Here is a 21,351-nt window from a genome sequence, read left to right on the forward strand (position 1 = left end):
GGGATTACTCTTCGTCTTCTAGCTCGATGTTAATACCTAGCGAGCGGATCTCTTTCAACAGTACGTTGAACGATTCTGGCATGCCAGGTTCCATGCTATGGTTGCCATCTACGATGTTCTTATACATCTTAGTACGGCCGTTAACGTCATCCGACTTAACTGTTAGCATTTCTTGAAGCGTGTAAGCAGCACCGTATGCTTCTAGTGCCCATACTTCCATCTCACCGAAACGCTGACCACCGAACTGAGCTTTACCACCAAGTGGTTGCTGAGTTACTAGGCTGTAAGAACCAGTTGAACGAGCGTGCATCTTGTCATCAACAAGGTGGTTTAGTTTCAGCATGTACATGTAACCAACAGTTACAGGACGCTCAAACGCATCACCAGTACGACCATCAAACAGAGTTAGCTGACCAGATTCTGGTAGGTCACCCAGTTTAAGTAGTTCTTTGATTAACGCTTCAGAAGCACCGTCGAACACAGGAGTAGCAATCGGTAGACCGCCACGTAGGTTCTTGATCAGAGTACGAACTTGATCATCAGACAGTTCAGCAATGTCAACTTTCTGACGAGTATCACCAAGATCGTAAACCTTCTGTAGGAACTCACGGAACTTGTGCAGTTCTTGTTGTTCCTTAACCATTTGGTTGATCTTGTCACCGATACCTTTCGCAGCCAGACCTAAGTGTACTTCTAGGATCTGACCGATGTTCATACGCGATGGTACACCCAGTGGGTTTAGTACGATGTCGACAGGTTGACCTTTCTCATCGTATGGCATGTCTTCAACAGGGTTAATCTTAGAGATTACACCTTTGTTACCGTGACGACCCGCCATCTTATCACCAGGCTGGATGCGACGTTTAACTGCTAGGTAAACCTTAACAATCTTCAGTACGCCAGGCGCTAGATCATCACCTTGAGTGATCTTACGACGCTTAGTTTCAAACTTCTTATCGAAGTCAGCTTTTAGCTCATCCCACTGCTCAGCAAGTTGCTCAAGCTGTGATTGTAGCGCGTCGTCTTCTAGTGCTTGCTCTAGCCACTTCTTACGGCCGATTGCATCAAGCTTAGCTTCAGAGTAACCACCAGACAGAAGAACAGCTTTAACACGGTTAAGAAGGCCACCCTCAAGAATTTGGAACTCTTCAGTTAGGTCTTTCTTCGCTTCTTTCAGCTGCATCTGTTCGATTTCAAGTGCACGCTTGTCTTTCTCTACGCCATCGCGAGTGAAGACTTGTACATCGATGATCGTACCTGAAACAGAGTTTGGTACACGTAGAGAAGTATCTTTAACATCAGATGCTTTCTCACCGAAGATTGCACGTAGTAGCTTCTCTTCAGGAGTCAGTTGAGTTTCACCTTTAGGTGTTACTTTACCAACTAGGATGTCGCCACCCTTAACTTCAGCACCAATGTAAACGATACCTGACTCGTCTAGTTTAGACAGAGCAGACTCACCTACGTTTGGAATATCAGCTGTGATCTCTTCAGAGCCCAGCTTAGTATCACGAGCCACACAAGATAGTTCTTGGATGTGGATAGTCGTGAAACGGTCTTCTTGAACTACGCGCTCAGATACTAAGATCGAGTCTTCGAAGTTGTAGCCGTTCCAAGGCATGAATGCGATACGCATGTTTTGACCAAGAGCTAGCTCACCAAGGTCTGTTGAAGGACCGTCAGCTAGTACGTCGCCACGTGATACAGGTTCACCTGGAAGCACGGTAGGACGTTGGTTAATACATGTATTTTGGTTAGAACGCGTGTACTTAGTTAGGTTGTAGATGTCGATACCAGCTTCGCCAGGTACTAGCTCATCTTCGTTAACCTTAACTACGATACGAGAAGCGTCTACAGACTGAATCATACCACCACGTTTAGCTACGGCTGTTACACCAGAGTCTACTGCGATGTTACGTTCGATACCTGTACCAACTAGAGGCTTATCAGCTTTTAGAGTTGGAACTGCTTGACGTTGCATGTTCGCACCCATCAATGCACGGTTCGCATCATCGTGTTCTAGGAACGGGATAAGCGATGCAGCGATAGATACTACTTGGTTTGTCGCAGCGTCCATGTAGTCAACGTGGTCGCGTGGGTGAAGACCAGATTCACCTTTTTGACGAGCAGTGATTAGCTCATCTGCGAACGTACCCTCTTCAGTAAGAACGGTGTTCGCCTGTGCGATTACAAATTGACCTTCCTGGATTGCAGATAGGTAATCTACTTCGTCTGTTACAACACCATCTACTACGCGACGGTACGGAGTTTCTAGGAAACCGTAGTCGTTACAACGCGCAAATGCAGATAGCGAGTTAATTAGACCGATGTTTGGACCTTCAGGCGTTTCGATCGGACATAGACGACCGTAGTGAGTTACGTGAACGTCACGTACTTCGAAGCCTGCGCGTTCACGAGTTAGACCGCCTGGACCTAAAGCAGAAATACGACGCTTGTGCGTTACTTCTGACAATGGGTTGTTTTGGTCCATGAACTGTGAAAGCTGTGAAGAGCCAAAGAATTCTTTAACAGCAGCAGAAATAGGCTTAGCATTGATTAGGTCTTGAGGCATGATTGCATCAAGGTCACCAAGGCTTAGGCGCTCTTTAACAGCACGTTCTACACGAACTAGACCAACACGGAATTGGTTCTCTGCCATTTCACCTACTGAACGGATACGACGGTTACCTAGGTGGTCGATATCATCAACTTCACCTTTACCGTTACGGATAGCGATCAGCTTCTTCATCACTTCGATGATGTCTGATTCGTCTAGCGTACCGCGCTCTTCTTCTTCTTCACGCTCGATAGAGCTGTTGAACTTCATACGGCCTACAGTTGATAGGTCGTAACGTTCTTCAGAGAAGAATAGGCTTTCGAATAGAGCTTCTGCAGCTTCTTTTGTTGGTGGCTCGCCAGGGCGCATCATGCGGTAGATTTCTACAAGCGCAGAGATGCGATCTACAGTGCTGTCTGCACGTAGAGTGTCTGACATGAATGGACCATGGTCTAGGTCATTCGTGAACAGTACTTCCAGAGCTTTGTGACCTGCTTGAGATAGGTTAGCAAGTGCCTCTAGGCTGATCTCTTGGTTAGCACCAACAATGATCTCGCCAGTTGCTTCGTTGATGTAATCTTTCGATGCAACTTTACCAACGATGTACTCTACTGGTACTTCGATGTGTTCAACGCCATCTTTCTCAAGTTGACGGATGTGACGAGCAGTAACACGACGACCAGTCTCAACGTAAACTTTGCCGTTTGCTTCGATGTCGAATGACGCAGTTTCACCACGTAGACGATCTGGAACCAACTCCATTAGTAGAGTTTGGTCTTTCACTTCGAAGTTCACTTTCTCGAAGAATAGATCCAGGATCTCTTCTGTCGATTTACCTAGTGCACGAAGGATGATTGAAGCTGGTAGCTTACGACGACGGTCGATACGTACGAATAAGTTGTCCTTAGGATCGAACTCAAAGTCTAACCATGAGCCACGGTAAGGAATTACACGTGCGTTATAAAGAACTTTACCTGATGAGTGGGTTTTACCCTTATCACTGTCGAAGAACACGCCTGGGCTTCGGTGCAGCTGGGATACGATAACCCTCTCGGTACCATTGATTACGAAAGTACCATTGTCTGTCATAAGCGGAATTTCGCCCATGTAGACTTCTTGTTCTTTAATGTCTTTTACAGTACCTGCTGGCGCATCTTTATCAAAGATAACTAGACGTAGTTTAACGCGTAGTGGCTTTGAGTAAGTTACACCGCGGATTTGACATTCTTTAACGTCAAAAACTGGCTCACCAAGACGGTAGCTAACGTATTGCAGCTCAGAATTGCCGTTGTAGCTCTGAATTGGGAATACAGAACGAAAAGCAGCCTCAAGACCGTATTGACCTTCAGGATCCTGTTCGATGAATTTGTCGAAAGAATCAAGCTGGATCGATAACAGGTATGGAATGTCCAAAACTTGTGGACGAGTACCAAAGTCCTTACGGATGCGCTTTTTCTCGGTATAAGAGTAAACCATGGGGTTCCTCAGCTCGCTGATAAGTGACCCAAACTACCCGAAACACTCCTCGGAGGGGGTAGTGACTAACAGCTGTTTACTGTAGTGAACGACTATCTTGGAAAGGTAATCGTTTTTTTGCTCAGGTTATGACGTTTAAACAGCGGGAAAATTCGTCATAGCCCTACAGCGCAAAAAGGCCGGTGGTTATTTAACCACCAGCCAATAGCCGTTAGGCTAAGAAATTAAGTAATAATTACTTAACTTCAACAGAAGCGCCTGCTTCTTCTAGCTGTGCTTTAAGAGCTTCAGCTTCAGCTTTGTCAACGCCTTCTTTTAGAGGTGCTGGAGCTGAGTCTACAAGACCTTTAGCTTCTTTAAGACCTAGGCCAGTTGCGCCACGTACAGCTTTGATTACTTGTACTTTGTTAGAACCAGCAGCAGTTAGGATTACGTCGAATTCAGTTTGCTCAGCAGCAGCTTCGCCACCAGCAGCGCCGCCAGCTACAACAGCAGCTGCAGCAGATACGCCGAATTTCTCTTCCATAGCTTCGATAAGCTCAACAACTTGCATTACAGACATTTCTGCAACTGCGTCTAGGATTTGCTCGTTAGTAATAGACATAACAATTCTCTTTTAAGTCAACAATAAGTTTAATTTGCAACCAGTGAAAAGCAAGGCTTATGCCGCAGCTTCTTCTTTTTGGTCACGTAGTGCAGCGATAGTACGAACCAGCTTGCCTGCAGAAGCTTCTTTCATGCACATCATTAGGCGTGCGATTGCTTCGTCGTAAGTTGGTAGTGTCGCTAGTACTTCAGCATCAGTAACTGCGCCTTCAAATGCAGCAGCTTTGATCTCGAAATCTTTGTTCTCTTTAGCGAAGTCTTTGAAAAGACGCGCTGCAGCACCTGGGTGCTCGTTAGAGAACGCGATCAGAGTTGGACCAGTGAAAGTGTCAACTAGACACTCGTAGTCTGTACCCTGAACCGCACGGCGTGCTAGTGTGTTACGAACAACTTTCATGTAAACACCCGCTTCGCGAGCTTGTTTACGTAGAGAAGTCATTGCGCCAACTTCAACGCCACGAGAATCAGCTACAACTGCAGAAAGTGCACCATTAGCTGCTTCGTTGACTTCAGCAACAATTGCTTTTTTGTCTTGAAGATTTAAAGCCATTTGGATTAACCTCTGGTTGTGATTACAGCACTCATCACAGTGTGTAATGAGCGTTTACGATGCTAATAAACATGAATCACTTCATTTAAATTAGGCACCGCCTACGTAGGTTTTATTAAGCTGTAGCTCCGAAAAGTACAGCGCCTACGGTCTTGGGATAGATGACTCGAATTGCTTCAGAAATCACCCAACCACAAATATTAGGCGCAGAAGTATACACTAAATCTGCGCCTAAGCAAATTAGTTTGCTTGAGTGTTCAGGCTAGCCTGATCAACAGCAACACCAGCACCCATAGTAGTAGAGATGCTTACTTTCTTCAGGAAAGTACCTTTCGCTGAAGAAGGCTTAGCTTTCTTAAGAGCAACTAGCAGAGCTTCAAGGTTTTCTTGAATCTGGTTAGCTTCGAAAGATGCTTTACCGATAGTAGTGTGGATGATGCCGTTCTTGTCGTTACGGTAACGAACCTGACCAGCTTTAGCGTTCTTAACAGCTTCAGCAACGTTAGGAGTTACAGTACCAACTTTCGGGTTTGGCATAAGGCCGCGTGGACCTAGGATAGTACCTAGTTGACCAACAACACGCATTGCATCTGGAGAAGCAACAACTACGTCGAAGTTCATTTCGCCTTTCTTCACTTGCTCAGCAAGATCTTCCATACCAACAACATCTGCGCCAGCTTCTTTAGCTGCTTCTGCGTTTGCACCTTGAGTGAACACAGCAACGCGGATTTCACGGCCAGTACCGTGAGGTAGCACAGTAGCGCCACGTACGTTTTGGTCAGATTTACGAGCATCGATGCCTAGGTTAACAGCAACATCAACAGACTCAACGAATTTAGCAGTAGCTAGTTCTTTAAGAAGAGCAACAGCTTCGTTGATTTCGTACTCTTTAGTTACGTCAACTTTTTCGCGGATTACGCGCATACGCTTAGTAAGTTTTGCCATCTTATTAACCCTCTACCACTAGGCCCATTGAACGAGCAGTACCAGCGATTGAACGCTTCATTGCTTCGATGTCAGCACCAGTCATGTCAGCAGCTTTAGTTTCTGCGATTTCTTGGATTTGAGCGTCAGTTACAGTACCCACTTTTTCAGTGTTTGGACGACCTGAACCAGACTTAACGCCAGCAGCTTTCTTAAGAAGAACAGCAGCAGGTGGAGTCTTAGTTACGAACGTGAAAGAACGGTCGTTGTATACAGTAATAACTACTGGAGTCGGTAGACCTTTTTCAACAGATTCTGTTTTTGCGTTGAACGCTTTACAGAATTCCATGATGTTAACACCGTGTTGACCTAGAGCAGGACCAACCGGTGGCGACGGGTTTGCCATACCAGCTGCAACTTGCAGTTTGATATAAGCTTCAACTTTCTTAGCCATGATATTTCCTAATATTTGGGTACATGCGCTAGCCGAAAGGCAAGCTCCCCATAATTTGAATTAAGCTTTTTACTTCCTCAGAAGTAAAAAGGCGCGAAATTATAATCATAATTCGCGCCTTAAACAACCCTAAAAAGGTGATTTTTTATACTCTTTTAATTTAAACAAGTTGCCAATAAGTTATCCACAACTTTGTTCAACTATTCGAGTCTTAGTCCAGTTTTTCAACCTGACCGAATTCAAGCTCAACAGGAGTTGCACGACCAAAGATCGATACAGAAACCTTAATGCGGCTCTTCTCGTAATCCACTTCTTCAACAGTACCGTTGAAGTCAGCAAATGGACCATCGTTCACACGAACCACTTCACCAGCTTCGAACATAGTCTTAGGACGTGGAGCTTCGCTCGCTTTCTCTAGACGGTTCAGAATCGCATCAGCTTCTTTGTCAGTGATTGGTGCAGGACGATCAGAGGTGCCACCAATGAAGCCCATAACACGCGGAATGCTGCGTACTAAGTGCCATGATTCGTCATTCATGATCATCTGAACTAATACGTAGCCAGGGAAGAATTTACGTTCACTCTTACGACGTTGACCCGCGCGCATTTCCACTACTTCTTCAGTAGGTACTAGCACATCGCCAAACAGTTCTTCCATGTTGTGCATTTTAATATGTTCGCGTAGCGATTGAGCCACACGACCTTCAAAGCCAGAGAAGGCTTGAACTACATACCAACGTTTTTTTGGAGCTTCACTCATGAATCAGAACCCTCTATACCCCAGTCACAAAGGCAACAAGACGAACCATAATGCCGTCGATGCCCCATAGTGCTAGAGCCATAACAATACTTACAGCTAGAACGATCAATGTGGTTTGCATAGTTTCTTGGCGTGTAGGCCAAACCACTTTACGAATCTCCATGCGAGATTCTTTTGCAAATTCGATCGCAGCTTTACCTTTAGTTGTCGTTGCTGCAACGCCTAGTGCGGCAGCAATCAGCACAACTACACCTGCAGCGCGAATTACAACTGATAATTCACCATACAGGTAATTACCCACAACAGCGGCGGCTAGCAGAACAAAAGCGACAATCCACTTCATTGTATCTGCTGCACTTGAGCTATCAGGAGTCTCAGCGTTTGCTTTCATAAAACCAACCTGTGATAAGTCTTAAATATAGACGACAATAACCCCGCTGTTGCAGGGCACATTCCTTTGCGTTGCAGAACAACACATCTAACAGTCATTTTAGTCAAAAATGATCGTTTTATTCTTTGCTAAGAGACAAAGTTGCTGTGATTTCACGCAACTCTTTTTTTAGCGCAGAAAAAGGGCATCAAATGATGCCCTTTTTACTAGTGGTTCGTCAAATCTTATGCAAAGATTTTAGCTACAACACCAGCACCTACAGTACGGCCACCTTCACGGATAGCGAAACGTAGGCCTTCGTCCATTGCGATTGGAGCGATTAGCTCAACAGTCATTTGAACGTTGTCACCTGGCATTACCATTTCTACGCCTTCTGGTAGAGTGATGTCGCCTGTTACGTCAGTTGTACGGAAGTAGAACTGTGGACGGTAACCTTTGAAGAAAGGAGTGTGACGGCCGCCTTCGTCTTTAGAAAGTACGTATACTTCAGACTCAAACTTAGTGTGTGGGTTGATTGACTTAGGAGCAGCTAGTACTTGACCACGCTCAACTTCGTCACGCTTAGTACCACGTAGAAGTGCACCAACGTTCTCACCAGCACGACCTTCGTCTAGAAGCTTACGGAACATTTCAACACCAGTACATGTAGTTACTGTTGTTTCTTTGATACCAACGATTTCTACTTCGTCACCTACAGTTAGGATACCGCGCTCGATACGACCAGTTACAACTGTACCACGACCTTGGATCGAGAATACGTCTTCGATTGGTAGTAGGAACGGTTGGTCTACTGCACGCTCTGGCTCTGGGATGTAAGTATCTAGAGCTTCAGCTAGCTCAACGATCTTGTCTTCCCATTCCTTCTCGCCGTTTAGTGCGCCAAGAGCAGAACCTTGGATTACTGGTAGGTCATCACCTGGGAATTCGTACTCAGAAAGAAGTTCACGAACTTCCATTTCTACTAGCTCAAGTAGCTCTTCGTCATCAACCATGTCACATTTGTTCATGAATACGATGATGTAAGGGATACCAACTTGACGACCAAGTAGGATGTGCTCACGAGTTTGAGGCATTGGGCCATCAGTCGCAGCAACAACTAGGATACCACCGTCCATTTGTGCAGCACCAGTGATCATGTTTTTAACATAATCCGCGTGTCCTGGACAGTCTACGTGTGCGTAGTGACGAGTTGGAGTGTCGTACTCAACGTGAGAAGTTGCGATTGTGATACCGCGCTCACGCTCTTCTGGAGCGTTATCGATAGATGCGAAGTCTTTCGCTTCACCACCGTACACTTTAGAAAGTGTAGTACAGATAGCAGCAGTTAGAGTTGTTTTACCGTGGTCAACGTGGCCGATAGTACCAACGTTTACGTGCGGTTTCGTACGTTCAAATTTTTCTTTAGACATGGGGTGTCCCTCTAGGTACGGATTAAGTGGCTTTGATGACCACGCAACCAAAAAAATGGTTATTTTTTAATTTAAAGGAGAAGAAGCTTTAGACTGGTGCTGATACCCAGATTTGAACTGGGGACCTCACCCTTACCAAGGGTGCGCTCTACCGACTGAGCTATATCAGCACACAAATTTGAGTTGGAGCGTGCAGCGGGAATCGAACCCGCATCATCAGCTTGGAAGGCTGAGGTAATAGCCATTATACGATGCACGCAACACGTAACTCTGTTTGAGCTATTTAACCTTTAGAATATGGTGGAGGGGGACGGATTCGAACCATCGAAGGCAGTGCCGGCAGATTTACAGTCTGCTCCCTTTGGCCACTCGGGAACCCCTCCAAATTTTTAAGCTTTCTTCTCGCTCCCTTAAGAGGGAAGAAAGTGGTGCCGACTACCGGAATCGAACTGGTGACCTACTGATTACAAGTCAGTTGCTCTACCTACTGAGCTAAGTCGGCACAAGTGGGGCGCATTTTATTGAATGATTTTCCACCTTGCAATAGTAAATTGAAAAAAAATGGAAAAATCTAATAAGTAATGAAATTTAGCGGGTATTTCTTATTAAGTTTGTCTCTTTAATCCACATCTCTCTCACGAATATATTTTATTTATCCATCGCATGATGTATTTTCCATGCACTTGTTTTGTAACCCACTATAGAGTTTTTATGAGCCCATTTATGTCATTTGACCGCGAACGCTGGTCTGAACTAAGAAATTTAGTTCCCATGACACTGTCAGAAAATGACTTAAAAGAGCTTCAAGGGATCAATGAAAAATTGACGATGGAAGAAGCGGTAGAGATCTACCTACCCCTCTCACGTCTATTAAACCTCTATGTGGCTGCAAGACAGAACCGTAACTCGGTGCTTCAGCAGTTTTTGGATAAAGACGAGAAAGCGCCTCCCTTTGTTATTGGCATTGCAGGCAGTGTCGCAGTAGGCAAAAGCACCACAGCTCGATTACTGAAAGCCCTACTTTCTCGCTGGGACAACCACCCAAAAGTTGAGCTGGTGACCACCGACGGCTTTTTATATCCAAACGAAGTACTTCAAGAAAAAGGCTTAATGGGCAAAAAAGGCTTTCCTGAGTCTTACGATATTAAGCGCTTGGTGAAGTTTGTTTCCGATGTCAAAGCCTGTAAGCGTAATGTGCAGGCGCCTGTCTACTCACACCTAACCTACAACATCACCGACGAAGTAAAAGAAGTCGATCTTCCAGATGTCTTGATCATCGAAGGGCTGAATGTACTGCAGAGCGGTATGAACTACCCACACGAACCACATCGTGTATTTATTTCAGATTTCTTGGATTTCTCTCTTTATGTCGACGCAGACAGCGCGCAAATTCAAGAGTGGTATGTGAATCGCTTTATGAAGTTCCGTGAGGGTGCATTCGCCAAACCAGGCTCTTACTTTAGCCACTACACCTTGCTCAATGATCAAGAAGCGGTCGATAAAGCTCAGAATATCTGGAAGTCGATTAATGGTCTCAACTTAGAGCAGAATATCTTACCGACCAGAGAAAGAGCGCACCTTATTCTACGTAAGGGCGCTGATCATATGGTTGAAGAGGTTTTACTACGCAAGTAGTGAGGATGATTTTTAGTATTTTGGGGGCGACTAGTCCGCTTTGCGCAGTGAGATTTCGCCACCAATATAGGCTTCAATGCCATTCTCAGTTTCTAGTAGAACAGCACCTTGCTCATTAATGCCTTTGACCGTACCTTCTATCTCTCTCGGTCCAATGATCAAGCGAACCGAACGTCCTAGGAAGTTATCTAATCGATTCCAGCGTCCAACGAAGTCTGTCATTCCTTTGAGCTCATACTCATCAAGCGCTTTATACCAAGCATTAATTAACGCCTGCGCTAACTCATTGCGGTCTGGTACCTGACCTCCGCAGACCTCTTTTAACGAAGTCCATGGTTGTCCAATACCCGATGTATTTGGATCCATTGATAAGTTTAGGCCCATACCGATCACGATATTAGCCGCACCACCAGACTGTCCTGAAAGCTCTACCAAGATTCCCGCAAGTTTCTTATCATTGTGATATAGGTCGTTCGGCCATTTGAGCTTGACGCCTTCAACCCCCATCTCCTCGAGAGCCTCAACAATGGCAACACCAACGACGAGACTCAGTCCCATTGCCGCTGCCATACCAGCATCCAGTCGCCAGTACATTGACAAATATAAGTTGGCGCCAAACGGGGATACCCATTCGCGTCCGCGACGACCACGCCCAGAAGCCTGGTATTCTGCAATACATACCGAACCTGACTCTAGAGAGTCTCCCTTATCAAGCAGGTGTTGGTTTGTAGAACCGATAATTGGTATAAGTTCTAAGGAAGAGTCTACGCCAGGCGCCTTAAGCTTCGAATCATCAAGCATGTTCAGTGGCTGAGCGAGCTTATAGCCCTTACCTTGCACTCGATAAATATCCAGTCCCCAGTCTTGTATACCCTTAATATGCTTACTGATAGCGGCACGAGAAACACCTATCAGCTCGCCTAGCGCTTCACCTGAATGGAACTCGCCATCAGCCAGAGCTTTAAGCAGGGTTAACTTGGTTGTATGGTCTCTCATGCTAGCGCCTCCAGTGCGATATCGAGATTGATCTCACCATCTTTACCCATAAACCTCACTTCATGCTCAAGCGTAATACCAAAATTCTCTTTAACTGCTGAACGAACTTGGTTTGCTAGACGGACAACATCTTCAGAAGAAGCTTCACTGTAGTTAATCAAAACCAAGGCCTGATTTGGGTGAACCTGAGCACCCCCTTCTTTATGCCCCTTGAACTGACATTGATCGATCAACCACCCCGCAGCCACTTTGATCTTATCGCCACTCTCATAACCAACAATGCTTGGATAAGTTTGAGTTAATAGATCATAGTGATCCTTTTCGATCACAGGGTTTTTAAAGAAACTGCCTGCATTACCATTTACCGCAGGGTCTGGGAGCTTACTTGAGCGAATTGCACAAACTTCATCGAAGATAACACGAGGGGAAATCGTCTCTATGTCCAATGCCTTGAGTGGCCCATAGTGATTACATGGCTGCCAGTCTTTACTCAAGGTTAAACCAATCGCGACCACAATCGCTTTACCATACAGGGCGTGTTTGAATATAGAATCACGATAACCAAACTGGCACTCTTCGCGACTTAACCTCTTTACTTTGTATGTGTCTAAACACAGGATATCAACGTATTCACATACATCTTGAAACTCAACGCCGTAAGCACCGATATTCTGAATCGGTGCAGAACCTGAACATCCAGGAATCATGGCGAGATTTTCTAATCCGCCGATTCCTTGATCGACAGACCACTCCACCAAGCTTGGCCAATCTTCACCACCACTAATATGCAGTTTATAGTGTGTCTCAGTTTCGGTCCGCTCAATCCCTTCCAGCTTATTCACCATCACCAAACCTGCAAAGTGCTCGGTAAATAGCATGTTGCTACCCTTACCTAACATCAGTTTCGGAAGGTGGCTCCATTGTGGAGATTGGTAAGCGGAAATCAGGTCGTCTACAGAGCGGATTTCAATAAGCACATCACAAGTCTGCTCGATAGAGAAGGTATGTGCCTTTTTCAAACTGGCATTGAGATAAGATTGCATGGCGATATTCAATTAAACTAAACTGCCACCATTCTACAGCAGTTACCCAACCGGCGCAGTGATTGAATGAACAATGTAATAATAGCCCAGCTGGATCCAATCAAAGTTCCATTAGTTAAGCGCTTCTATAAAGAGCACTACCCTTCCGGTAAGGCTAACAAGAGCGAGTTAATCTACTCATTAACCATTGATAGCCAATTATTAGGAGTGGTTCGCCTTCGCACAATCGAACAGTTTCGCTTACTGACAGGAATGGCAATTTCAAAGGAATATCGAGGACAACAACTGGGAAAAAAGTTGATGGACTACTGTGAAGAAAATACGTTGAATGAACAAGATTATTGCTTTGCTTACGCCCATTTAGAGAGCTTTTATAGCCGCCACCATTTTGTAAAAATATCACCTCAAGAGCTGCCAAATAGCCTGAAAAACCTCTTCGAGCGCTATACAAATAGTGGAAAAGATCTCATTCCTATGCATTATCAGCAAAATTGTTAGAGAATGCCTCGATTATCTAGTAATTCGCCATTTGCCTTTGGTAAAATTCGCTGTTCGCAATTTTGCATATTTTTAAGGTCAAACAGTCAATATGATTGCTAGTAGGAATCCATTCATACAGTTACCCACTGTAGCTCAGAACCCCGATAAGTTTGAAGTACTGTTATCAGCACAAGAGTTCAGAACTCGTTTACTTAAAGAGATCTCTGAAGCAACTCAGCGTATCTGTCTGGTTGCTCTCTATCTAGAAGATGACGAAGCAGGTCGTGAGATCCTTACTGCACTGTATGAAGCTAAGCAAAGCAACCCTCAGCTTGATATCAGTGTCTGTGTTGATTGGCACCGAGCTCAGCGTGGCCTTATTGGTGCGGAATCATCAGAAGGTAACGCTGCAATGTATAAAGCATTCGCAGATAAGTATGAACATGAAGTCCCTGTTTATGGCATCCCTGTTCGCGGCAAAGAAGTCTTTGGTGTGCTTCACCTGAAAGGGTTCGTCGTTGACGATAAGGTTATCTACAGTGGTGCAAGTCTCAACAACATCTACTTGAACTATCACGACCGCTACCGTTTTGACCGTTACCATGTTTTAAACAATAAGACTCTAGCTGATACGATGTTCAGCTACGTGCAAGAACAAATGGTGGCAGACACAGCCGTAAACAACTTAGCTGACCACAGCAAGCCAACCACTAAACAAATTAAATCAGCGATCCGCCAGTTCCGGTCGACACTAGCTCGCTCTCAATATCAGTTTAAGAGCGAAGAAGTCTCAAGTGAGCAAGTGGCAGTGACTCCGCTCGTTGGCATTGGTAAACGCCGCAACCGCCTAAACCAAGGCATCAATCAGTTGATCGCTCAAGCCAAAGATGAAATCTTCATCTGCACCCCTTACTTCAACTTCCCACCTAGTCTTGCGAAGGAAGTGAAAAAAGCCCTTAAACGTGGGGTAAAGGTAAGTATTGTTGTTGGTGATAAAACGGCGAATGACTTCTTTATCTCTCCAGAAGAAGAGTTCAAGACCATCGGTGGCCTGCCTTACCTATATGAACTAAACCTGCGTCGTTTTGCCAAAGCGAATGAGGCAAACATCGCGAGTCGTAAACTATCTATCCACCTTTGGAAACACGATTCAAACAGCTTCCACCTAAAAGGTATTTGGGTAGATAAGCGTTACATGCTTCTTACAGGTAACAACCTGAACCCAAGAGCTTGGAAACTCGATCTTGAGAACGGTATTTTCATCCAGGATAACTACAATCATCTGGCTGAGAAATTCCAAGCTGAAGTCGATAATATCCTTCAACATACTCAGCTGATCTGCACTTATAAGCAGCTAGATAAAGTTGATAGCTACCCAACTGAAGTGCAAAAGCTAATTCGCAAGATAACACGCGTAAAGGCTGATAGAGTGCTTAAACAGATTCTATAAGTATCAGCTTTAAATTATCTCTACTTTAACGCCTAGCAGTCGCTGGGCGTTTTTGTATCTGTAATACGAGATACGAGATACGAGATACGAGATACGAGATACGAGATACGAGATACGAGATACGAGATACGAGATACGAGATACGAGATAGTTTTTCTGGCTACCCTGCCTTGTCAACGGTCTACAATGAGCTCTACTTCCACTGAACAGGTAATAACGACCTGATACATCTTTCAGGGTTTATCACCTCAATCAACTATGTCAGGAACTGATCTTATGACATAACAAGGTGACTATTTATGTTAGCGGATATAGTGCTCGAGCATATCTACTCAAGTTTATATGAAGTAGTCAATAGGATTAAAATCGCTGACCTGAGGCTATGACATCTAACCCCAGAAGCGACCAAAGCCTAGTCATAAGACTGGGCTTTCTAATAAATAACGAGATTGTTGGGCTGCTGTACTTTCGCATTCGATCTACAAACGAACGAAGCTTGCTATGTAACAGCACAACCATATCTGATAGATGTAAAAAAGCCCTGCGATTTCTAGCAGGGCCTCTCTGTAACGACAAAGTGATTGAGGTGGCACTCAACCTGTGACTCGTTGACTCAAGACTAAAATACCTACCCCTAGAAACGACGAAAGCCTAGTCGTAAGACTAGGCTTTCTGATAAGTGGCGGAGTGGACGGGACTCGAACCCGCGACCCCCGGCGTGACAGGCCGGTATTCTAACCAACTGAACTACCACTCCGCAGTGGTAAACACGTCTTTAGACGTGGTTCCAAAATTAAAGCCTGGCGATGTCCTACTCTCACATGGGGAAGCCCCACACTACCATCGGCGCTATTGCGTTTCACTTCTGAGTTCGGCATGGAATCAGGTGGGTCCACAACGCTATGATCGCCAAGCAAATTCTTAAAATTCGGAAAGCTGTTTCTGTTCTCTCAAACTCATTCAAGCGTTTGTATATCTTGAGTCCATCAAAACCCCTTGGGTGTTGTATGGTTAAGCCTCACGGGCAATTAGTACAGGTTAGCTCAACGCCTCACAGCGCTTACACACCCTGCCTATCAACGTTCTAGTCTTGAACAACCCTTTAGGGCGCTTAAAGCGCCAGGGAAGACTCATCTCAGGGCTCGCTTCCCGCTTAGATGCTTTCAGCGGTTATCGATTCCGAACTTAGCTACCGGGCAATGCCATTGGCATGACAACCCGAACACCAGAGGTTCGTCCACTCCGGTCCTCTCGTACTAGGAGCAGCCCCCTTCAATCTTCCAACGCCCACGGCAGATAGGGACCGAACTGTCTCACGACGTTCTAAACCCAGCTCGCGTACCACTTTAAATGGCGAACAGCCATACCCTTGGGACCGACTTCAGCCCCAGGATGTGATGAGCCGACATCGAGGTGCCAAACACCGCCGTCGATATGAACTCTTGGGCGGTATCAGCCTGTTATCCCCGGAGTACCTTTTATCCGTTGAGCGATGGCCCTTCCATTCAGAACCACCGGATCACTATGACCTGCTTTCGCACCTGCTCGAATTGTCATTCTCGCAGTCAAGCGGGCTTATGCCATTGCACTAACCTCACGATGTCCAACCGTGATTAGCCCACCTTCGTGCTCCTCCGTTACTCTTTGGGAGGAGACCGCCCCAGTCAAACTACCCACCAGGCACTGTCCGTAATCCCGATTCAGGGACCAACGTTAGAACATCAACACTACAAGGGTGGTATTTCAAGGACGACTCCACCACATCTAGCGACGCGGTTTCAAAGTCTCCCACCTATCCTACACATGTAGGGTCAATGTTCAGTGCCAAGCTGTAGTAAAGGTTCACGGGGTCTTTCCGTCTAGCCGCGGGTACACTGCATCTTCACAGCGATTTCAATTTCACTGAGTCTCGGGTGGAGACAGCGTGGCCATCATTACGCCATTCGTGCAGGTCGGAACTTACCCGACAAGGAATTTCGCTACCTTAGGACCGTTATAGTTACGGCCGCCGTTTACCGGGGCTTCGATCAAGAGCTTCGACCGAAGTCTAACCCCATCAATTAACCTTCCGGCACCGGGCAGGCGTCACACCGTATACGTCATCTTACGATTTTGCACAGTGCTGTGTTTTTAATAAACAGTTGCAGCCACCTGGTATCTGCGACTCTCGTCAGCTCCATCCGCGAGGGACTTCACCGATAAGAGCGTACCTTCTCCCGAAGTTACGGTACCATTTTGCCTAGTTCCTTCACCCGAGTTCTCTCAAGCGCCTTGGTATTCTCTACCCGACCACCTGTGTCGGTTTGGGGTACGATTCCTTACAATCTGAAGCTTAGAGGCTTTTCCTGGAAGCATGGCATCAATGACTTCACCACCGTAGTGGCTCGACATCGTATCTCAGCGTTAATGAAGAGCCGGATTTACCTAACTCTTCCGCCTACGTACTTGAACCTGGACAACCGTCGCCAGGCCCACCTAGCCTTCTCCGTCCCCCCATCGCAATTGTAAGAAGTACGGGAATATTAACCCGTTTCCCATCGACTACGCCTTTCGGCCTCGCCTTAGGGGTCGACTTACCCTGCCCCGATTAACGTTGGACAGGAACCCTTGGTCTTCCGGCGAGGGAGTTTTTCACTCCCTTTATCGTTACTCATGTCAGCATTCGCACTTCTGATACCTCCAGCAGCCCTTACAGACCACCTTCAACGGCTTACAGAACGCTCCCCTACCCCGCACACTAAAGTATGCAGCCGCAGCTTCGGTGTATAGCTTAGCCCCGTTACATCTTCCGCGCAGGCCGACTCGACCAGTGAGCTATTACGCTTTCTTTAAATGATGGCTGCTTCTAAGCCAACATCCTGGCTGTCTGAGCCTTCCCACATCGTTTCCCACTTAGCTATACTTTGGGACCTTAGCTGGCGGTCTGGGTTGTTTCCCTCTCCACGACGGACGTTAGCACCCGCCGTGTGTCTCCCGGATAGTACTTACTGGTATTCGGAGTTTGCAAAGGGTTGGTAAGTCGGGATGACCCCCTAGCCTTAACAGTGCTCTACCCCCAGTAGTATTCGTCCGAGGCGCTACCTAAATAGCTTTCGGGGAGAACCAGCTATCTCCAGGTTTGATTGGCCTTTCACCCCTAGCCACAAGTCATCCGCTAATTTTTCAACATTAGTCGGTTCGGTCCTCCAGTTGATGTTACTCAACCTTCAACCTGCCCATGGCTAGATCACCTGGTTTCGGGTCTATATCCAGAGACTGAACGCCCAGTTAAGACTCGGTTTCCCTACGGCTCCCCTAAACGGTTAACCTTGCCACTGAATATAAGTCGCTGACCCATTATACAAAAGGTACGCAGTCACCCTCGAAGGGCTCCTACTGCTTGTACGTACACGGTTTCAGGTTCTATTTCACTCCCCTCACAGGGGTTCTTTTCGCCTTTCCCTCACGGTACTGGTTCACTATCGGTCAGTCAGTAGTATTTAGCCTTGGAGGATGGTCCCCCCATATTCAGACAGGATATCACGTGTCCCGCCCTACTCGATTTCACTGATTATGATGTGTCGGTTACGGGGCTATCACCCTTTATTGCGAGACTTTCCAGACTCTTCACCTGCATCATTAAAAGCTTAAGGGCTAATCCAATTTCGCTCGCCGCTACTTTCGGAATCTCGGTTGATTTCTCTTCCTCGGGGTACTTAGATGTTTCAGTTCCCCCGGTTTGCCTCTTGCTGCTATGTATTCACAACAAGATACTTACTTATGTAAGTGGGTTTCCCCATTCGGAAATCCCAGACTCAAAAGGTTTTTACTACCTAATCTGGGCTTATCGCAAGTTAATACGTCCTTCATCGCCTCTGACTGCCAAGGCATCCACCGTGTACGCTTAGTCACTTAACCATACAACCCGAAGAAGTTTCGAGTTGATGATAAATCACCAAGGTTTTTGGTTGTAACAAGAAGGGTTAATTCTTATTACGTGTTTGCCGGACTCAATTTTGAATACAAGACACTTGAATGTGTTTGTGTTGTGTTTATACCGTTCTTATTAAATAAGAGCAGATAAACATTGAGAACTTTTAATTTGATTTAAATAAATTGTTATTTAAATCAGTCAGCTTTCCAAATTGTTAAAGAGCATGAGACTTCGTTAGAAGTTCATTTTCTAAAGACTCTCACAGTCGAAAAATCCAACCAGCAACCTAAATTGTGGTTTGGAGTTTTGAACTTCCAAGAATATTTAGAGAATGGTGGGCGATACCGGGCTCGAACCAGTGACCCCCTGCTTGTAAGGCAGGTGCTCTCCCAACTGAGCTAATCGCCCACGATAGTTTTAATTCCTTCGCGGAGAAAGAATGGTGGGTCGTGCAGGATTCGAACCTGCGACCAATTGATTAAAAGTCAACTGCTCTACCAACTGAGCTAACGACCCAATGGTATCCCGTAGGGGAGTCGAACCCCTGTTACCGCCGTGAAAGGGCGGTGTCCTAGGCCTCTAGACGAACGGGACACTGCATGAAGATATTGGGATATCTTCGTCTCTTTTACTTTCTAAACCGTATCAATCTGTGTGGACACTTATCGTGAACATCTTCGTATAAGGAGGTGATCCAGCCCCAGGTTCCCCTAGGGCTACCTTGTTACGACTTCACCCCAGTCATGAACCACAAAGTGGTGAGCGTCCTCCCGAAGGTTAAACTACCCACTTCTTTTGCAGCCCACTCCCATGGTGTGACGGGCGGTGTGTACAAGGCCCGGGAACGTATTCACCGTAGCATTCTGATCTACGATTACTAGCGATTCCGACTTCATGGAGTCGAGTTGCAGACTCCAATCCGGACTACGACGCACTTTTTGGGATTCGCTCACTCTCGCGAGTTGGCTGCCCTCTGTATGCGCCATTGTAGCACGTGTGTAGCCCTACTCGTAAGGGCCATGATGACTTGACGTCGTCCCCACCTTCCTCCGGTTTATCACCGGCAGTCTCCCTGGAGTTCCCGACATTACTCGCTGGCAAACAAGGATAAGGGTTGCGCTCGTTGCGGGACTTAACCCAACATTTCACAACACGAGCTGACGACAGCCATGCAGCACCTGTCTCAGAGTTCCCGAAGGCACCAATCCATCTCTGGAAAGTTCTCTGGATGTCAAGAGTAGGTAAGGTTCTTCGCGTTGCATCGAATTAAACCACATGCTCCACCGCTTGTGCGGGCCCCCGTCAATTCATTTGAGTTTTAATCTTGCGACCGTACTCCCCAGGCGGTCTACTTAACGCGTTAGCTCCGAAAGCCACGGCTCAAGGCCACAACCTCCAAGTAGACATCGTTTACGGCGTGGACTACCAGGGTATCTAATCCTGTTTGCTCCCCACGCTTTCGCATCTGAGTGTCAGTATCTGTCCAGGGGGCCGCCTTCGCCACTGGTATTCCTTCAGATCTCTACGCATTTCACCGCTACACCTGAAATTCTACCCCCCTCTACAGTACTCTAGTTTGCCAGTTTCAAATGCAGTTCCGAGGTTGAGCCCCGGGCTTTCACATCTGACTTAACAAACCACCTGCATGCGCTTTACGCCCAGTAATTCCGATTAACGCTCGCACCCTCCGTATTACCGCGGCTGCTGGCACGGAGTTAGCCGGTGCTTCTTCTGCAGCTAACGTCAAGAGATGCCGCTATTAACGACACCCCCTTCCTCACTGCTGAAAGTACTTTACAACCCGAAGGCCTTCTTCATACACGCGGCATGGCTGCATCAGGCTTGCGCCCATTGTGCAATATTCCCCACTGCTGCCTCCCGTAGGAGTCTGGACCGTGTCTCAGTTCCAGTGTGGCTGATCATCCTCTCAGACCAGCTAGGGATCGTCGCCTTGGTGAGCCATTACCTCACCAACTAGCTAATCCCACCTAGGCATATCTTGACGCGAGAGGCCCGAAGGTCCCCCTCTTTGGCCCGTAGGCATCATGCGGTATTAGCCATCGTTTCCAATGGTTATCCCCCACATCAAGGCAATTTCCTAGGCATTACTCACCCGTCCGCCGCTCGACGCCGTTATCGTTCCCCGAAGGTTCAGATAACTCGTTTCCGCTCGACTTGCATGTGTTAGGCCTGCCGCCAGCGTTCAATCTGAGCCATGATCAAACTCTTCAATTTAAGATTTTGTGACTCAATGAATACTGATTACATTACATAGTAATGTTGAATTGACTGTGCCGAATCTTACGATTCGAATTGGTCACTCAGTTCATTGAAATCAAGTTGAAACCGAAGTTTCTATTTTGATATTCATCAACGAGTGCCCACACAGATTGATAGGTTTAAATTGTTAAAGAGCTTTGCTATCAACGCTTTAGCGTTGAAGCGGATGCGTATAATACGCGATTGACTCTGTAAGTCAACATAAAACTCTATCTTTTTTCCTTCAGATTTTGAAAATCTAAAAGCAAAGGTTAGAACTTTATGGTGACTTGCTTAGATACTAAGCAAAGTCGAAATTAAAGCCTGGCGATGTCCTACTCTCACATGGGGAAGCCCCACACTACCATCGGCGCTATTGCGTTTCACTTCTGAGTTCGGCATGGAATCAGGTGGGTCCACAACGCTATGGTCGCCAAGCAAATTCTTA

Annotated in this window: 13 protein-coding genes, 8 tRNA genes and 4 rRNA genes; 3 read left to right on the forward strand and 22 right to left on the reverse strand. The window is 46.3% G+C overall.

Annotation, left to right across the window (positions count from 1 at the left end; genetic code table 11):
* Window positions 1–4: 4 nt before the first annotated feature.
* From rpoB to FIV04_RS14110, 12 genes are all read right to left on the reverse strand, one after another.
* Complete coding sequence (rpoB, locus tag FIV04_RS14055; RefSeq protein WP_152469421.1) at window positions 5–4,033, reverse strand: DNA-directed RNA polymerase subunit beta; 4,029 nt, start codon at window positions 4,031–4,033, stop codon at window positions 5–7.
* A gap of 235 nt (window positions 4,034–4,268) precedes the next feature.
* Window positions 4,269–4,637, reverse strand: coding sequence for a 50S ribosomal protein L7/L12 (gene rplL, locus FIV04_RS14060; protein WP_032549912.1), 369 nt, complete (start codon window positions 4,635–4,637; stop codon window positions 4,269–4,271).
* Between the two features lie 57 nt (window positions 4,638–4,694).
* Window positions 4,695–5,189, reverse strand: a complete 495-nt coding sequence (gene rplJ, locus FIV04_RS14065; RefSeq protein ID WP_150893166.1) for a 50S ribosomal protein L10 — start codon at window positions 5,187–5,189, stop codon at window positions 4,695–4,697.
* A gap of 240 nt (window positions 5,190–5,429) precedes the next feature.
* Window positions 5,430–6,134: a 50S ribosomal protein L1 gene (rplA, locus tag FIV04_RS14070; RefSeq protein ID WP_032549910.1), complete on the reverse strand. Its 705-nt coding sequence runs from the start codon at window positions 6,132–6,134 to the stop codon at window positions 5,430–5,432.
* Window positions 6,135–6,138: 4 nt separating this feature from the next.
* Window positions 6,139–6,567 (reverse strand): 50S ribosomal protein L11, encoded by a 429-nt coding sequence (gene rplK / locus FIV04_RS14075; protein WP_026084318.1) that lies wholly within the window; start codon window positions 6,565–6,567, stop codon window positions 6,139–6,141.
* A 211-nt stretch (window positions 6,568–6,778) separates the two neighbouring features.
* A complete protein-coding gene (gene nusG, locus FIV04_RS14080; RefSeq protein ID WP_032549909.1) occupies window positions 6,779–7,327 on the reverse strand; it encodes a transcription termination/antitermination protein NusG in 549 nt (182 codons plus the stop codon).
* A 13-nt stretch (window positions 7,328–7,340) separates the two neighbouring features.
* The gene (gene secE / locus FIV04_RS14085; protein WP_032549907.1) at window positions 7,341–7,718 is read right to left on the reverse strand and encodes a preprotein translocase subunit SecE; all 378 of its coding nucleotides are present in this window, start codon (window positions 7,716–7,718) and stop codon (window positions 7,341–7,343) included.
* Between the two features lie 224 nt (window positions 7,719–7,942).
* Window positions 7,943–9,127 carry an elongation factor Tu gene (gene tuf / locus FIV04_RS14090; protein WP_150869364.1) on the reverse strand — a complete coding sequence of 395 codons (1,185 nt, stop codon included), beginning with the start codon at window positions 9,125–9,127 and terminating at the stop codon, window positions 7,943–7,945.
* A 94-nt stretch (window positions 9,128–9,221) separates the two neighbouring features.
* Window positions 9,222–9,297: transfer RNA gene (locus tag FIV04_RS14095), tRNA-Thr, on the reverse strand.
* A 14-nt stretch (window positions 9,298–9,311) separates the two neighbouring features.
* Window positions 9,312–9,386 (reverse strand) — tRNA-Gly (locus tag FIV04_RS14100).
* A gap of 39 nt (window positions 9,387–9,425) precedes the next feature.
* Window positions 9,426–9,510, reverse strand: a tRNA-Tyr gene (locus FIV04_RS14105).
* A 43-nt stretch (window positions 9,511–9,553) separates the two neighbouring features.
* Window positions 9,554–9,629: transfer RNA gene (locus tag FIV04_RS14110), tRNA-Thr, on the reverse strand.
* A gap of 209 nt (window positions 9,630–9,838) precedes the next feature.
* Between FIV04_RS14110 and coaA the strand changes: the two genes are divergently transcribed.
* Window positions 9,839–10,762 (forward strand): type I pantothenate kinase, encoded by a 924-nt coding sequence (coaA, locus tag FIV04_RS14115; RefSeq protein WP_032550054.1) that lies wholly within the window; start codon window positions 9,839–9,841, stop codon window positions 10,760–10,762.
* 30 nt (window positions 10,763–10,792) lie between these two features.
* Here the strand turns inward: coaA and birA are convergent, their stop codons facing one another.
* Window positions 10,793–11,758, reverse strand: coding sequence for a bifunctional biotin--[acetyl-CoA-carboxylase] ligase/biotin operon repressor BirA (birA, locus tag FIV04_RS14120; protein ID WP_152469422.1), 966 nt, complete (start codon window positions 11,756–11,758; stop codon window positions 10,793–10,795).
* Window positions 11,755–12,801, reverse strand: coding sequence for a UDP-N-acetylmuramate dehydrogenase (murB, locus tag FIV04_RS14125; protein ID WP_152469423.1), 1,047 nt, complete (start codon window positions 12,799–12,801; stop codon window positions 11,755–11,757). Before murB ends, birA begins: the two co-directional genes overlap by 4 nt.
* Before the next feature lie 66 nt (window positions 12,802–12,867).
* On the opposite strand from murB, the gene FIV04_RS14130 reads away from it, so the two are divergent.
* Together FIV04_RS14130 and pssA are read left to right on the forward strand one after the other, a co-directional pair.
* Window positions 12,868–13,299, forward strand: coding sequence for a GNAT family N-acetyltransferase (locus FIV04_RS14130; RefSeq protein WP_152469424.1), 432 nt, complete (start codon window positions 12,868–12,870; stop codon window positions 13,297–13,299).
* Between the two features lie 91 nt (window positions 13,300–13,390).
* Complete coding sequence (gene pssA / locus FIV04_RS14135) at window positions 13,391–14,731, forward strand: CDP-diacylglycerol--serine O-phosphatidyltransferase (protein ID WP_152469425.1); 1,341 nt, start codon at window positions 13,391–13,393, stop codon at window positions 14,729–14,731.
* Between the two features lie 680 nt (window positions 14,732–15,411).
* Here the strand turns inward: pssA and FIV04_RS14140 are convergent.
* The 8 genes from FIV04_RS14140 to rrf (FIV04_RS14175) all read right to left on the reverse strand — a co-directional run bounded on the left by FIV04_RS14140 (window position 15,412) and on the right by rrf (FIV04_RS14175) (window position 21,341).
* Window positions 15,412–15,488: transfer RNA gene (locus FIV04_RS14140), tRNA-Asp, on the reverse strand.
* A 41-nt stretch (window positions 15,489–15,529) separates the two neighbouring features.
* A 5S ribosomal RNA gene (gene rrf, locus FIV04_RS14145) occupies window positions 15,530–15,645 on the reverse strand.
* A gap of 93 nt (window positions 15,646–15,738) precedes the next feature.
* Window positions 15,739–18,628: ribosomal RNA gene (locus tag FIV04_RS14150) — 23S ribosomal RNA — on the reverse strand.
* A gap of 348 nt (window positions 18,629–18,976) precedes the next feature.
* A tRNA-Val gene (locus tag FIV04_RS14155) sits at window positions 18,977–19,052 on the reverse strand.
* Between the two features lie 32 nt (window positions 19,053–19,084).
* Window positions 19,085–19,160 (reverse strand) — tRNA-Lys (locus tag FIV04_RS14160).
* 2 nt (window positions 19,161–19,162) lie between these two features.
* Window positions 19,163–19,238, reverse strand: a tRNA-Glu gene (locus tag FIV04_RS14165).
* 88 nt (window positions 19,239–19,326) lie between these two features.
* Window positions 19,327–20,879: ribosomal RNA gene (locus FIV04_RS14170) — 16S ribosomal RNA — on the reverse strand.
* 346 nt (window positions 20,880–21,225) lie between these two features.
* A 5S ribosomal RNA gene (rrf, locus tag FIV04_RS14175) occupies window positions 21,226–21,341 on the reverse strand.
* The 16S, 23S and 5S rRNA genes sit together here with 4 tRNA genes alongside, the layout of an rRNA operon.
* Window positions 21,342–21,351: the final 10 nt, after the last annotated feature.

The sequence above is a fragment of the Vibrio sp. THAF190c genome, from assembly GCF_009363355.1.
GTDB classification, from domain to species: Bacteria; Pseudomonadota; Gammaproteobacteria; order Enterobacterales; family Vibrionaceae; genus Vibrio; species Vibrio fortis_A.

Bases quoted from the DNA above. Each gene is read 5' to 3' on its own strand.
- rpoB (WP_152469421.1), bottom strand. From the start codon at position 4,033: ATGGTTTACTCTTATACCGAGAAAAAGCGCATCCGTAAGGACTTTGGT.
- rplL (WP_032549912.1), bottom strand. From the start codon at position 4,637: ATGTCTATTACTAACGAGCAAATCCTAGACGCAGTTGCAGAAATGTCT.
- rplJ (WP_150893166.1), bottom strand. From the start codon at position 5,189: ATGGCTTTAAATCTTCAAGACAAAAAAGCAATTGTTGCTGAAGTCAAC.
- rplA (WP_032549910.1), bottom strand. From the start codon at position 6,134: ATGGCAAAACTTACTAAGCGTATGCGCGTAATCCGCGAAAAAGTTGAC.
- rplK (WP_026084318.1), bottom strand. From the start codon at position 6,567: ATGGCTAAGAAAGTTGAAGCTTATATCAAACTGCAAGTTGCAGCTGGT.
- nusG (WP_032549909.1), bottom strand. From the start codon at position 7,327: ATGAGTGAAGCTCCAAAAAAACGTTGGTATGTAGTTCAAGCCTTCTCT.
- secE (WP_032549907.1), bottom strand. From the start codon at position 7,718: ATGAAAGCAAACGCTGAGACTCCTGATAGCTCAAGTGCAGCAGATACA.
- tuf (WP_150869364.1), bottom strand. From the start codon at position 9,127: ATGTCTAAAGAAAAATTTGAACGTACGAAACCGCACGTAAACGTTGGT.
- coaA (WP_032550054.1), top strand. From the start codon at position 9,839: ATGAGCCCATTTATGTCATTTGACCGCGAACGCTGGTCTGAACTAAGA.
- birA (WP_152469422.1), bottom strand. From the start codon at position 11,758: ATGAGAGACCATACAACCAAGTTAACCCTGCTTAAAGCTCTGGCTGAT.
- murB (WP_152469423.1), bottom strand. From the start codon at position 12,801: ATGCAATCTTATCTCAATGCCAGTTTGAAAAAGGCACATACCTTCTCT.
- FIV04_RS14130 (WP_152469424.1), top strand. From the start codon at position 12,868: ATGAACAATGTAATAATAGCCCAGCTGGATCCAATCAAAGTTCCATTA.
- pssA (WP_152469425.1), top strand. From the start codon at position 13,391: ATGATTGCTAGTAGGAATCCATTCATACAGTTACCCACTGTAGCTCAG.